The sequence below is a fragment of the Histidinibacterium lentulum genome, assembly GCF_003789055.1.
GTDB classification, from domain to species: domain Bacteria; phylum Pseudomonadota; class Alphaproteobacteria; order Rhodobacterales; family Rhodobacteraceae; genus Oceanicola; species Oceanicola lentulus.
In genome coordinates this window covers 241,678-254,173 of sequence record NZ_ML119081.1, presented here as the reverse complement: position 1 = coordinate 254,173, position 12,496 = coordinate 241,678, and the positions used below count along the sequence as shown (strand labels likewise).

Here is a 12,496-nt window from a genome sequence, read left to right as displayed (position 1 = left end):
AGAGCCACGTCGCCATGATCGCCGCTGAACCCGATTTCGCGGTGCGGCTTGCCGCCGGTCCGGCAGATGTTCGCGCGGCGCAGGCCCTTCGTTGAGGAACTGGGCGGAGACGGCCCTCTGGTGGACCATTCCGCCGGGCTGGAGAGGGACAGCTTCGACGAAGTCGCGGCGCATCTCCTGCTCATCGACCGGGCGCGTGGCGGGCGGGTCGTCGGGACCTACCGTCTGATGGACGCGGCAGCCGCGGCGGCAGCGGGGCGGTTCTACAGCGAGGCGGAGTACAATCTTGGCCCGCTCCGGTCCGGAGGACGCCGGCTGCTGGAGCTGGGGCGGTCCTGTCTCCTTCCAGAGTATCGCGGCGGTACGGCCATGCACGTTCTCTGGCTCGCGCTGGCCGAGCATGTCGCCCGTACCGGAGCGGAAGTGTTGTTCGGCGTGGCGTCCTTTCATGGCACGGATCCGTCCGACCTCGCGCAACCCTTGTCCTACCTGCACCACAATCATCTCGCGCCGCCCGACCTGCGGGTTACGGCGCGACCGCCGGGCGCGGTGGCGCTCGATATCCTTCCGGCGCATCAAGTGGACCGGCGCGCGGCGCTGCTCGAAGTGCCCGCGCTGATCAAGGCCTACCTGCGGCTGGGCGGGACCGTGGGTGCAGGGGCTTGGATCGACCGGGAGTTCAACACGACGGATGTCTGCATGCTGATGGACACGGCGCGGCTCAACCTCCGCAGCGCCCGCATCTACGGGCGTGAAGGTGTTGCTGCGGACAGTGCCGGATGACCTGGACTTCCGACGCGCCACCGCCGGCGCGAGTCCACGGCTCGCTTCTGCTTGCCGGGGCGCGGGGGGTGGCGCTGGCGGTGGTGACCTTCGGGGGACTCGCGGTTCTGCTCTTCCTGCGGCTTTTCGAATGGCCGTTCTGCCATCCGCGCCGGCCGGTGACGCCGTGGATCACGCAAGGGGTCTGCCGGACGGCGATCCGGATCCTCGGGATCGACTACCGCGTCGAGGGCGCGCCGATGCGGGAACCGGGCGCCGTGGTCGCCAATCATTCGTCCTGGCTGGACATCTTCGCGCTGAACGCCTGCCAGCGCATCTACTTCGTCTCGAAGGCCGAGGTTCGCGACTGGCCCGGCATCGGCTGGTTGGCCCGGGCCACGGGAACGGTGTTCATAGACCGCGACCGGCGTGAAGCACCGCGTCAGGTGCGGTTGTTCGAGGAGCGGCTGAGCGCGGGTCACAGGCTCGTTGTGTTTCCCGAGGGCACGTCCACCGATGGCCGGCAGGTCCTGCCGTTCAAGCCTACGCTTTTCGCGGCCTTCCTCGCCGAACCTCTGCGCGAGATGCTCTGGATTCAGCCGGTGAGCCTGATCTACGGCGCAGCCCGGGGCGACGATCCGAGGCGCTACGGATGGTGGGGTGACATGGCGTTCGGCCCCCATCTGCTGACCGTGTTGGCCGCGAGGAGGCAGGGCACAGTGATGATCGTCTTTCATCCGCCCCTTCGCGTGGCCGCGCATCCGGACCGAAAGGTGCTGGCGAGACTGGCGGAGGTCCGGGTGCGCGACGGGGTGGAGGCGCGGCTCACTCCACGCCCGGGATCGCCTTGAGATAGGCCGCGATGGCCTCCCGGTCCGAGGCGGGAAGCTGCGCCATGTTCTTGACGACCGAGGTCATGCTGCCTCCGGCCACGTCGAAGTCCGGGGTGAAGCCCGTGTCCAGGTAGGCCACGATATCCGCCTCGGACCATGTCAGGACAGCGGGTGTGATGTTCGGGATCCGGCCTTCTCCCGAAGGATTGGGTGCCCCGGCCATCCACCGGGTCGTGTCGAGCCCGCCGAGGGCTCCCCTGGGGGTATGGCATTCCGCGCAATGACCGAGGCTCTCGACGAGGTAGCGGCCGCGTTCGATTTCAGGCGTATCGGCGGTTTCGAGGACCCAGTCCGGCGAGACGTAGAGGCGCTTCCACAGACCCACAGTGCGGGCGATCGAGTAGGGAAAGCTCAGCTCCCGCGGCTCGTTCTCGCGATCGGAGTGGGGCAGGGTGCGGATGTAGGCGGCGATGTCGACCAGATCCTGCAGGTCCGCCCGGGAGTAGGATCCATAGGGGAAGGCAGGGTAGTAGTGCTGCCCGTCTGGCGAAACGCCCGCGGCCATGGCGTGGACAAGCTGAGCATCTGTCCAGTCGCCGACGCCCTGGGGTGATGGGGAGATGTTGGGCGCGACGAAGGTGCCGAAGGCTGTCTCGAAGCGCTCGCCGCCCGACAGGACCGGAGGAACCCCGGCGTCGATATCGGCCTCGGGGTCGATGTGACAGGAGGCGCACCCGGCGGCCGCGAAGCTCAGCCGGCCAGCCTCCGGGTCGCCCACAAGTGCCGCGTGGGTTTCCGGTTCGCGGGCCGGGGCGCTCAGCACCCAGCCCGCCCCAGCGATCAGGAGGGCGAGAGCCGCCCCCCACGGTAACAGGCGCATGCGATCAGCGGCTTTCCTGGAACGTTTCGTGGCAAGCGCCACAGGCACCGCCGACGTCTCGCATGCCGGCAAGTCCCTCGGGTCCGGTGCCGGCCGTCGCCGCGAGGGCCGTCGCCGCGGCGAGGAGGGCCGCCTTGGCCTCTTCGAACCCGGCGCTGTCCTCCCAGATGGCGGGCAGGGCGCGGCTGTCCTCATAATCGGCGTTGCTGCTGCCCTCGGGCCAATAGGCCTGCTGGCTCACCGAGGCGAGGGCCACGAGGTCGGCCGCCGCGATCGCCGCCATATCGGCATCATACTCCATGTCGCCGCGCGCCATGCCGCCGAGAATCCCGAGGTTGTGGGCGTAGAGCTGCATGTGGGACTGACGCGCGCTCATCGCGGCGGCGAGAGGATCGCGGTCCTGCGCGAGAGCCGGCGAAACGGTCGCTGCGAGGGCGATGGCTGAAACAATAACTGTGCGATGCATGTGTGCTGTGTTCCGGTTCTGAGGAGCTGACGTTGGGGGACCGTAGCACCCCCGACCCGCAAGGCCAGTCACAATGTCGCATGGATCGAGCGTCAGCGCGCAGACCCGTGTTCAGCGCTGCTGGGCTGCATTGCGGGGGCCGACCGGGTCGAGTTGGGCCCAGGCGGGCCAGCCGACCCAGCGTTCCACCGAGGCGACGACGATTCCCGCCACGATCAGGCTCAGCACCAGCTTCACCATTTTCTCCGAGGGCGGGCGGGCCTGCCATTTCTTGGCCCGCATCAACCAGCGCATGTAGTGCATGGTCCTCTCCTCAGCTATCGCCGGTGAAGCGTACCTTGCCGATATAGGGCAGGTTGCGGTTTCGTTGGGCATAATCGATGCCGTAGCCCACCACGAACTCGTCAGGGATGGCGAAACCGGTCCAGTCGGCCTTGAAATCGACTTCGCGACGGGCGGGCTTGTCCAGCAGGGCGATCGTCTTCAGCCGCGCGGGCTCCCGGGTCAGCAGGTACTCCGTGGTTCGCGCCAGGGTGTGACCCGTATCGACGATATCCTCGACGAGAAGGACGTCGCGTCCGCCGATCTCGCCCCGCAGGTCCTTGAGAATGCGTACCTCCCGGCTGGACTGCATCGAGTCGCCGTAGGAGGAGGCCTCCAGGAAGTCCACTTCCACCGGCAGGCGGAGTTCGCGCACGAGATCGGCGATGAAGACGAAAGACCCGCGAAGAAGTCCCACGACAACGAGCTTCTCCGTTCCGGCGAAATCGGCCTCGATCTCACGGGCGAGCGCCTCGATCCGCGCGGCGATGGTCTTGGCCGAGATCATCTCGTCGACCACGTAGTCGGTGCGCACCATGGCGGCCCTCGTCCAGTCCCTGACTCGCGCAGCATAGTGGGCGGGGCGGTCGTGTCACGAGGGAGTCAGTCCGCGCTGCGACGTCGCGCCCGACTTGCAACGCCGCCCCGGCTGGCAGACATGACGCCCGAGAAACGGACCGAAAGCACCATGCCCAGTCATTCCGAGACCCGCGTCCTGCCCTACACGCCGCAGCAGATGTACGATCTCGTCGCGGACGTGGCCTCCTATCCGGAGTTCCTGCCATGGACTGCCGCCGCGCGTGTCCGCTCAAGAGAGGATCACGGCGACCGGGAGGTGATGCTGGCGGATCTCGTGATCTCGTTCCGGGTCTTCCGGGAGAAGTTCGGCTCCAGGGTCACCCTCTGGCCCGGGGATCGGGTGATTGACACGGAATATATCGACGGCCCGTTCCGCTACATGGAAAGCCGGTGGCGGTTCGAAGACGATCCGAACGGCTGCAAGGTCCGGTTCGACGTGGATTTCGAGTTCAAGAACAGGCTGTTGCAAGGCGCTGCGGGGATGTTCTTCAACGAGGCGATGCAGCGCATCGTGCGCGCCTTCGAGCGGCGGGCCGGGGCCCTTTACGGCTGAGAGCGCTTCGTCAGGGCTTAAAGGCCGATCTTCATCACGATGTCGGCCGGCGAGAGACCCGCCTCGCGGTAGGTCGATATCCCCCGAGCATCATCCCGTTTCGCGAGCCTGCGGCCGCGTTCGTCCCTGATCAATTCGTGGTGGTGGTAGCGTGGGGTCGGCAGGCCGAACAGCGCCTGAAGCAACACCTGCACCGGCGTGGCCGTGAACAGGTCCTCTCCGCGCACGACATCGGTCACGCCCTGCCGGGCGTCGTCCCAGACCACGGCCAGGTGATAGGCGACGATGCCCGTCAGCCTGCGCCCCAGGACGATGTCACCGGTTCCAGTCACGAGGGCCATCCGGTCGATCCGATGATGGCCCGGATGAAGAGGACCGGTTTCCTCGAAGCTGAGGTCAGCCGCCGCGGCGACGGCGCGACCGATGTTGAGGCGCAGCGCGTCGCCGTCCCGCCGGTCCGACATGGGCCGCGCGCGGCAGGTTCCCGGATAGACGATGCCGTCGGGCCCCACGGCAGGGGCACCTTCCTGCGGGGCCGAAAGGGCGGCCCGGAGGTCGGTTCGCGTGCAGGAGCAGGGATAGACAAGGCCGCGTTCGGCGAGATGAGCAATGGCGGTCTCATACTCTCCGACGTGATCGGACTGGCGCAGGACGGGTCGGGGCCAGTCGAGGCCGAGCCAGTCAAGGTCCTCGAAGATCAGTGCCTCCCATTCGGCGCGGCAGCGGTCGGCGTCGAGATCCTCGATCCTTAGAAGGAAGGTGCCGCCCGCATCCTTCGCACGCTGCCAGGCGGTCAGGGCGGAGAAGGCATGACCGAGATGCAGAGGCCCCGTGGGCGACGGCGCGAAGCGGGTGATCACGGGACGCGAGACGCCATGAGAGGGTCGGTTTGCCCGGGGTGCATGGACGTCAAGCGGGCACCGGAGCCGTCACGCGGGCACCGGAGCGGCGGCCGTCGCCGCGAGCCAGGCTTGCCAGTCGACCTTGGCGCGATCGGTATAGGCCCGGTAGCGGTCGGTGCGGCCTCGACGCCCGGATTTCAGCCCGGATACAGGAGGAAACAGCCCGAAGTTCACGTTCATGGGCTGGAAGGTCTTCGCATCCGCCCCGCCCGTGATGTGGGTGACGAGCGCGCCCGTGGCGGTGGTGGGCGGAACCGGGGGCAGGCTGCGCCCCGTGATCTCGGCCACCGAAAGGCGCGCTGCAAGAAGTCCCATGGCGGCGCTTTCGACATAGCCCTCGACGCCGGTGATCTGCCCGGCGAAGCGGATGTTGGGCCGTGATTTCAGCCGCATCTGCTCGTCGAGCAGGGTTGGGGAATTGAGGAACGTGTTGCGGTGGATGCCGCCGAGCCGTGCGAACTTTGCCTCGGAAAGGCCCGGGATCATGCGGAAAACCTCGGCCTGGGCGCCGTATTTCATCTTCGTCTGGAAGCCTACGATGTTGTAGAGCGTCCCCAGCGCATTGTCGCGGCGCAGCTGCACGACGGCATGTGGTTTCACCTCGGGTGCATGTGCGTTGGTGAGGCCGCGCGGCTTCATCGGGCCATGCCGGAGCGTCTCGCGGCCGCGCTCGGCCATGACCTCGATGGGCAGGCAGCCGTCGAAATATCCGGCCGTTTCTCCTTCGTGGAACTCCGTCTTGTCCGCCGCCAGCAGCGCGTCGACGAAGGCCTCGTAATCGTCCCGGGTCATCGGGCAGTTGATGTAGGCGCGTTGCTCGGCCTCGGTCTCGCCCTTGTCGTAGCGCGATTGCTCCCAGGCCACCGACATGTCGATCGTGTCGGCATAGACGATGGGCGCGATCGCATCGAAGAAGGCCAGCGCCTCGGCCCCGGTTTCCGCGCGGATCGCCTCTGCCAGCGCGCCGGAGGTGAGGGGGCCCGTGGCGATTATCCAATGACCGTCGCGAGGCAGTTCTTTGATCTCGGCGGCAACGGTTTCGATGCGGGGATGGGCGCGCAGGCGCTCGGTGATGGCGGCGGAGAAGGCGTCGCGGTCCACGGCGAGCGCGCCGCCTGCGGGCAGGCGGTGACGGGCGGCCATCTCCATGATCAGCCCGCCCGCGGCGCGCATCTCCCAGTGGAGCAGACCCACGGCGTTCTGCTCGTCGTCGTCGGAGCGGAAGGAGTTGGAACAGACCATCTCGGCGAAATCGCCGGTCCGGTGCGCGAAGGTGCCCACGGCGGGGCGCATCTCGTGCAGCACGACGCGGCAGCCGGCCTCGGCGGCCTGCCAGGCGGCTTCCGACCCGGCGAGCCCGCCGCCGACGATGTTCAGGGTCATGTCAGTCATGGTGCGGACCTAGGGCATCGGGCCAGCAAAAGAAAGGGTCGCTACTGGGCGAGGGCCGAGCGGGACAGCGTCACGAGCACAGCGGCGATCCGTTCCAGCGCGGCAGTCTGGCCTTCGACCGCCGTGCGTGCCTCCTCCTGGCTTGCCGCCAGCTTTGTGTTCTTTGCCGCCACCTGTTCAAGATAGCGGCGTTAGCTGCGCGACTGGAGCCGGGGCGTGACGACGAGGACGGCAAGAGCTGCTCCGGCGAGGGCCGGAACGAAGAGCGAATCCTCGCCTGTCACTCCGTCTCGCCCTGGTCCGCGATCCAGGCGACGCTGGCCACTTCCTCCCCGGGGCGGGTGTCGAAGACCTTCACCCCGCCGGCCGAGCGCGAGCGGAATGAAATGCCGTCCACCGGCACCCGGATCGACTGGCCCATGTTGGTCACGAGCATGATCTGATCGTCCAGTTCGACCGGGAAGGAGGACACCACCGGCCCGCCGCGTTGCGCCTTGTCCATGGCGGTGACGCCCTGGCCTCCGCGCCCGCGCACGGGATAATCATGGCTCGACGACAGCTTGCCCTGGCCGCGGGCGGTGATGGTCAGGATCAAGTTTTCCGCCGCAGACATCTCGGCAAAGCGGTCGAGAGGAAGCTGGCCGACCTCAACCGGAGCTTCGTCCTCTTCGCGCTCGCCGTCGTCGGGCGCGCCCATCTGCGCGCGGCGCATCTTGAGATAGGCCTCGCGCTCTTCCGGGGTGGCTTCGAAATGCCGGATCACCGACATGGACACGACACGGTCGCCGTCCTGCAGGCGGATGCCGCGCACCCCGGTGGAATTGCGGCTGTTGAAGACGCGCATGGTCGGGTTGCCCGCGCTGTCGACCCCGCCGATATGGAAGCGGATGGCGCGCCCCCGTGCGGTGACCAGCATCATGTCGTCATCCTCGGAACAGATGCGCGCGCCGATCAGGCTGACCGATCCGTCCTCGGGCAGTTTCATGGCGATCTTGCCGTTGCGCATGACGTTCGTGAAGTCCGACAGGCGGTTGCGGCGTACGTCGCCGGCCGAGGTGGCGAAGACGATGTTCAGATCGGCCCATTCCTCCTCGTCGCGGTCCACCGGCATGATTGCGGCGATGCTGACGCCCTGGGGGATCGGCAGGATGTTGACGATGGCCTTGCCGCGCGAGGTGCGCGCGCCCAGGGGCAGCCGCCAGGTCTTGAGCTTGTAGACCATGCCGTCGGTGGTGAAGAACAACAGTTGGGTGTGGGTGTTGGCGACGAAGAGCGTGGTGACCACGTCCTCCTCCTTGAGATCCCCCCCGGCGAGGCCCTTGCCGCCGCGCTTCTGCGCACGGAATTCGGCGAGCGGCGTGCGCTTGATGTAGCCGCCCTGAGTGACGGTGACGACCATGTCCTCGCGCTCGATGAGGTCCTCGTCCTCCATGTCGCCGGCCCAGTCGACGATCTCCGTGCGGCGCGGGACGGCGAAGCTGTCTTTCACCTCCTGCAGTTCGGAGGACACGATGGCGAGAATGCGCTCTCGGCTTGAGAGGATGTCGAGATAGTCCTTGATCTTCGCGGCCAGCTCTTCGAGCTCGTCGGTGACTTCCTTGACGCCGAGCTGCGTCAGGCGCTGAAGACGCAGATCGAGGATGGCGCGGACCTGCCGGTCGGACAGGTTGTAGGTGCCGTCCTCGTTGATCGTGTGGGTCGGATCGTCGATCAGGCGGATGTAATCGGCGATGTCATGGGCGGGCCAGCGGCGCGCCATGAGCTTCTCCCTCGCCTCGGCGGCATCGGCGGAGCTGCGGATGGTGGCGACGACCTCGTCGACATTGGAGACGGCGACGGCAAGACCGCAGAGGATATGGCTGCGGTCCCGCGCCTTGTTCAGCTCGAAGGCGGTCCGGCGTGCGACCACGTCCTCGCGGAAGTCGAGGAAGGCCGACAGGAACCCGCGCAGGGTCAGCGTTTCTGGGCGGCCGCCGTTCAGCGCCAGCATGTTGCAACCGAAGGAGACCTGCATCGGGGTGAAGCGGAAGAGCTGGTTCAGCACCACTTCGGGCGTCGCGTCGCGCTTGAGCTCCACCACGACGCGGACGCCGTGACGGTCGCTCTCGTCCTGCACATGGGCGATGCCCTCGATCTTCTTGTCGCGGGCGGCCTCGGCGATCTTCTCGATCATGGAGGCCTTGTTGACCTGATAGGGGATCTCGTCGAGCACGATGGCGAAACGATCCTTGCGCAGCTCCTCGACCCGGGTCTTGGCGCGGATCAGCACCGAGCCGCGGCCCGTCAGATAGGCCTTGCGCGCACCGGACCGGCCAAGGATCAGCCCCCCGGTGGGAAAGTCCGGCCCGGGGACATACTCGATCAGGTCCTCGCTCGTGAGGTCGGGATTCTCGATCAGCGCCAGCGTCGCGTCGATCACCTCGCCGAGGTTGTGCGGCGGAATCCGGGTCGCCATGCCCACCGCGATCCCCTCGGCCCCGTTGACGAGGATGTTGGGATAGCGCGCCGGCAGGACCATCGGCTCCTTGCGCTCGTTGGCGTAGTTCATGACGAATTCGACGGTGTCCTTGTCGATATCCGTCAGCAGGCTTTCCGCAGGCTTGTCGAGGCGGCTTTCGGTGTAGCGGTAGGCCGCGGGCGGATCGCCGTCCATGGAGCCAAAGTTGCCCTGGCCGTCGATCAGAGGCAGCGACATGGAGAAGTCCTGCGCCATCCGCACCAGTGCGTCGTAGATCGCGCTGTCGCCGTGAGGGTGGTAGCGGCCCATGACGTCGCCCACAGCGGTCGCGGACTTGCGATAGGGCTTCGTGTTGACCTGGCCGTTCTCCCAGAGCGTGTAGAGAATCCGGCGATGCACCGGCTTCAATCCGTCGCGCAGGTCCGGAATCGCCCGCGCCACGATGACCGACATCGCGTAATCGAGGTACGACGTCCGCATTTCGTCCTCGATCGAGATCGAGGGACTTGCCGGAGCCTTGGGCCCGCCGCCCATTTCGTCATCGTTTTCAGGATGTTGATCGTCGTCGCTCACGTCACTGCCTGTTCTGGTCCGAGGACTATATCTTGTTGAAAATGCTATACCATTATCAAGGACTGGGGTGCAATGGCGGCTGGTGGGCGGCTCGCCCCGCATTGGCAGCAGCCAAGGACGACGGCTGACAAAACCTTGTTATTGTTGACTTTTCGGGGGCGCGTGCTTCGATTCTTACAGAATGACAAGAGCGGAGCAGAGCCATGACCGAAACCGAGATGCTGCTGAAAGGCTACGGGCTGACCACGGCGGAGATGTTCTACCGGATGCCGGACTACCCGAGCGTCCTCAACACCTTTGTCTGGCAGGACTACGACATGGCCCCGGACCACGACCGGCTGATGGCCTTCGTGGATTACTGGAAGGCGGAGATCGAGGGACCACTGCACTCCGTCAGGTTCACGCACCGCAAGCTGCTGGCGCCCGGCCGGTGGCAGCATCAGGTGGGCGAGTTCACGCTGCACTGACCCCTTGCGAGCCGCCCGATCAGCGGTCGGGTGCCAGGCACATCCGGGCGTGGATTCCGGGTGAGCCCGGAACTTTCAGTCCATTCCTCGGTAGGGCTGGACGTATTGCAGGGCCATGTCCCAGGGAAAGAAGATCCAGGTGTCCTGGCTCACCTCGGTGATGAAGCTGTCGACCTGATTGCGGCCCATGGGCTTTGCATAGACGGTGGCGACATGGGCGTTGGGCATGTGGGAGCGCACCACCTCCAGCGTCTTGCCGGTGTCCACGAGGTCGTCGACGATGAGGATGCCCGTCCCGTCGCCCACAACGTCCATGTCGGGGAACTTGATGACCTTGGGTTCGGTCTGGTCCTGGTGGTTGTAGCTCTTGACCGAGATCGTATCGACCATGCGGATATCGAGCTCGCGCGCCACGATCATCGCGGGCGCCATGCCGCCGCGGGTGATCGCCACGACAGCGCGCCATGCGCCGTTGTCAGGCCCGTGACCGTCGAGCCTCCACGCAAGAGCGCGGGCGTCGCGGTGGAGCTGGTCCCAGCTGACGTGAAAGCCTTTTTCATGGGGCAGACGGTCCTGCATCGAGGATCTCCTTGTTACGGGGTGGCGACGTCAGGAAACGCCACGAGGACGGCGGAAAAGGGCAGGGTCCCGTCTAAAGCCGGCAGTTCCGCTAACGTCAGCCCCTCCATGGGATCAGCCTTCCTTGCGCTTCGTCACCACGTCGATATCCGGCGCGTCCACCGCCTTCATGCCCACGACGTGATAGCCCGCATCGACATGGTGCACTTCGCCGGTGACCGCGGAACCGAGGTCTGACAGGAGGTAGAGAGCCGAGCCGCCGACATCCTCGATTGTCACGTTGCGACGCAGGGGCGAGTTCAGTTCGTTCCATTTCAGGATGTAGCGGAAATCGCCGATGCCCGAGGCGGCCAGTGTCTTGATCGGACCGGCCGAGATTGCGTTCACGCGGATGCCGTCCTTGCCGAGATCCTCGGCCATGTAGCGGACGCTGGCCTCGAGTGCGGCCTTGGCGACGCCCATGACGTTGTAATGAGGCATGACCTGTTCCGCGCCGTAATAGGTCAGCGTCACCGCAGAGCCGCCCTCGGTCATCATCTTCTCCGCCCGCTGCATGACGGCGGTGAAGGAGTAGACGGAGATGTCCATCGACATAGCGAAGTTGCCGCGCGAAGTGTCCACATAACGGCCGCGCAATTCCGACTTGTCGGAAAAGCCGATGGCGTGCACGAGAAAATCGAGGCGGTCCCAGTGCTCTTTCAGCTCGTCGAAAAGCGCGTCGATGCTCTCGTCTGTGGCCACGTCGCATGGCAGCACGATCGAGGAGCCGACCTGGGCGGCCAGCGGATCGACCCGCTTCTTGAGCGCCTCGCCCTGGTAGGAGAACGCAAGATCAGCGCCCGCATCGGCGCAGGCCTTGGCGATGCCCCAGGCAATCGACTTGTCGTTGGCGAGTCCCATGATCAGGCCGCGTTTGCCGCGCATCAGTTCAGAGCCCATTTGCCGATCCCGTCCCATCGTTGAGCCCGCGCCGCCGGGGCTTGGCTGGCAATAGGCGATTGACCCCCGGGCTTCAAGGCGGCGTGCATCCGCTGGTGGGCGCTTGTGGACGGCGCGACAATCGCTTACGACTTGCAACCGTTTTCCGGAACAGGGTTTTCATGTCCGACCGCACAGGCATATTCGCAGGCGACGATCCGTTCGAGATCGCCCGGCGCTGGCTGGGGGAGGCCGGCGCCAGCGAGATCAACGATCCAAACGCCATGGCCCTCGCCACGGTCGACGAGAGCGGCCTTCCCAATGTGCGGGTGGTCCTGCTGAAGGAGATCGAGGACGATGGCTTCGTGTTCTACACGAACTACGATAGCGCCAAGGCCCGTGAACTGGAACATGCCGCGAAGGCAGCTGCCGTCTTGCACTGGAAATCCCTGCGCCGGCAGGTGAGAGTGCGCGGAATCGTTGAACGTGAGGATGGCCCGAAGGCCGACGAGTATTATCGGAGCCGCTCTCTCAAGAGCCGCATCGGAGCCTGGGCATCGCGCCAGTCCCGCCCGCTGGAAAGCAGGACGGCGCTGATGGCCGAGGTGGCGCGACTCACACCGCGCCTTGGGCTCGACCCGGAACGGCCGCCCCATTGGGGGGGCTACCGGATCAGGCCCGTGGAGTTCGAGTTCTGGGCGGACGGGGCGTTCCGCTTGCACGATCGTTTTCGCTGGTCGAGAGCCCCGGGGGAGGAGCGCTGGACGATCCTGAGATTGAACCCCTGATTGAGAAGGACATGTGTCCGGATCG

Annotated in this window: 14 protein-coding genes and 1 pseudogene; 5 read left to right on the top strand and 10 right to left on the bottom strand. The window is 66.2% G+C overall.

All coding sequences use genetic code 11. The features are described 5' to 3' along the window. Positions 1-14: 14 nt before the first annotated feature. Positions 15-783: pseudogene (gene olsB, locus EAT49_RS01245) on the top strand (L-ornithine N(alpha)-acyltransferase). Continuing rightward, complete coding sequence (olsA, locus tag EAT49_RS01240; protein WP_123640463.1) at positions 780-1,613, top strand: lyso-ornithine lipid O-acyltransferase; 834 nt, start codon at positions 780-782, stop codon at positions 1,611-1,613. The pseudogene olsB and the gene olsA overlap by 4 nt, the downstream one beginning before the upstream one ends. On the opposite strand, the gene EAT49_RS01235 is transcribed toward olsA, so the two are convergent. The 4 genes from EAT49_RS01235 to hpt form a co-directional block, all read right to left on the bottom strand. Next, on the bottom strand, positions 1,588-2,475 hold the full coding sequence (locus EAT49_RS01235; protein WP_123640462.1) for a c-type cytochrome: 888 nt from the start codon (positions 2,473-2,475) through the stop codon (positions 1,588-1,590). The two genes, olsA and EAT49_RS01235, sit on opposite strands and share 26 nt — an antisense overlap. 4 nt (positions 2,476-2,479) lie before the next feature. Then, positions 2,480-2,941 carry a c-type cytochrome gene (locus EAT49_RS01230; RefSeq protein WP_123640461.1) on the bottom strand — a complete coding sequence of 154 codons (462 nt, stop codon included), beginning with the start codon at positions 2,939-2,941 and terminating at the stop codon, positions 2,480-2,482. A gap of 111 nt (positions 2,942-3,052) precedes the next feature. Then, on the bottom strand, positions 3,053-3,244 hold the full coding sequence (locus EAT49_RS01225) for a hypothetical protein (protein ID WP_123640460.1): 192 nt from the start codon (positions 3,242-3,244) through the stop codon (positions 3,053-3,055). Between the two features lie 10 nt (positions 3,245-3,254). After that, positions 3,255-3,800, bottom strand: a complete 546-nt coding sequence (gene hpt / locus EAT49_RS01220) for a hypoxanthine phosphoribosyltransferase (protein ID WP_123640459.1) — start codon at positions 3,798-3,800, stop codon at positions 3,255-3,257. 150 nt (positions 3,801-3,950) lie between these two features. Between hpt and EAT49_RS01215 the strand changes: the two genes are divergently transcribed. After that, the gene (locus EAT49_RS01215; protein WP_123640458.1) at positions 3,951-4,394 is read left to right on the top strand and encodes a type II toxin-antitoxin system RatA family toxin; all 444 of its coding nucleotides are present in this window, start codon (positions 3,951-3,953) and stop codon (positions 4,392-4,394) included. Positions 4,395-4,411: 17 nt separating this feature from the next. On the opposite strand, the gene gluQRS is transcribed toward EAT49_RS01215, so the two are convergent. The 4 genes from gluQRS to gyrA form a co-directional block, all read right to left on the bottom strand. Continuing rightward, positions 4,412-5,254: a tRNA glutamyl-Q(34) synthetase GluQRS gene (gene gluQRS / locus EAT49_RS01210; protein WP_123640457.1), complete on the bottom strand. Its 843-nt coding sequence runs from the start codon at positions 5,252-5,254 to the stop codon at positions 4,412-4,414. Between the two features lie 69 nt (positions 5,255-5,323). Beyond that, positions 5,324-6,688 carry a methylenetetrahydrofolate--tRNA-(uracil(54)-C(5))-methyltransferase (FADH(2)-oxidizing) TrmFO gene (gene trmFO / locus EAT49_RS01205; RefSeq protein ID WP_123640456.1) on the bottom strand — a complete coding sequence of 455 codons (1,365 nt, stop codon included), beginning with the start codon at positions 6,686-6,688 and terminating at the stop codon, positions 5,324-5,326. Positions 6,689-6,729: 41 nt separating this feature from the next. Continuing rightward, complete coding sequence (locus EAT49_RS21680; protein WP_281274700.1) at positions 6,730-6,861, bottom strand: hypothetical protein; 132 nt, start codon at positions 6,859-6,861, stop codon at positions 6,730-6,732. A 107-nt stretch (positions 6,862-6,968) separates the two neighbouring features. Then, on the bottom strand, positions 6,969-9,680 hold the full coding sequence (gene gyrA, locus EAT49_RS01200) for a DNA gyrase subunit A (protein ID WP_246003739.1): 2,712 nt from the start codon (positions 9,678-9,680) through the stop codon (positions 6,969-6,971). A 242-nt stretch (positions 9,681-9,922) separates the two neighbouring features. Here gyrA and EAT49_RS01195 point away from each other — a divergent pair, with 242 nt between their 5' ends. Next, on the top strand, positions 9,923-10,186 hold the full coding sequence (locus EAT49_RS01195) for an usg protein (protein ID WP_123640454.1): 264 nt from the start codon (positions 9,923-9,925) through the stop codon (positions 10,184-10,186). A 75-nt stretch (positions 10,187-10,261) separates the two neighbouring features. Here the strand turns inward: EAT49_RS01195 and gpt are convergent, their stop codons facing one another. Further along, a complete protein-coding gene (gene gpt / locus EAT49_RS01190; protein WP_123640453.1) occupies positions 10,262-10,765 on the bottom strand; it encodes a xanthine phosphoribosyltransferase in 504 nt (167 codons plus the stop codon). 114 nt (positions 10,766-10,879) lie between these two features. Next, positions 10,880-11,704, bottom strand: coding sequence for an enoyl-ACP reductase FabI (gene fabI / locus EAT49_RS01185; RefSeq protein ID WP_123640452.1), 825 nt, complete (start codon positions 11,702-11,704; stop codon positions 10,880-10,882). 161 nt (positions 11,705-11,865) lie between these two features. Between fabI and pdxH the strand changes: the two genes are divergently transcribed. Next, complete coding sequence (gene pdxH / locus EAT49_RS01180; protein ID WP_123640451.1) at positions 11,866-12,471, top strand: pyridoxamine 5'-phosphate oxidase; 606 nt, start codon at positions 11,866-11,868, stop codon at positions 12,469-12,471. Positions 12,472-12,496: the final 25 nt, after the last annotated feature.